This is a genomic window from Nitrosospira sp. NpAV (assembly GCF_000832065.1).
Lineage (GTDB): Bacteria > Pseudomonadota > Gammaproteobacteria > Burkholderiales > Nitrosomonadaceae > Nitrosospira.
In genome coordinates, this window is sequence record NZ_JXQM01000311.1 from 1 (window position 1) to 306 (window position 306).

At 47.7% G+C, this 306-nt stretch carries 1 pseudogene; it reads left to right on the top strand.

The annotated features are described in order from the left end of the window. Positions 1–306 (top strand): annotated as a pseudogene (locus SQ11_RS16235) (hypothetical protein); the annotation flags it as partial.

The window sequence follows — 306 nt, forward strand, 5'->3', positions numbered from 1 at the left end:
TTGCATGTATGGACTGCAGCACATACGGGCGGAATCATCGATGCGCGTTTTATTGCGGTAATTGATACAGCTCTGGAATCACCGCTGGGGCAGATCGCCATGATTCCAATGCTGGCGTGGATCGCGAATTCAGCCCCCGAGAAACTCAAAGCAACCTTTTTTGCTGTCATGGCTTCATTTACCAACCTGGCTTTATCTGCTTCGCAACTGACAACCAAGTATATCAACCAGATTTTTACGGTCACGCGCGAGGTCAGAGAAGTGGATACTGGTGAAATATTGGTTCCGGCTGATTATAGTGAATTG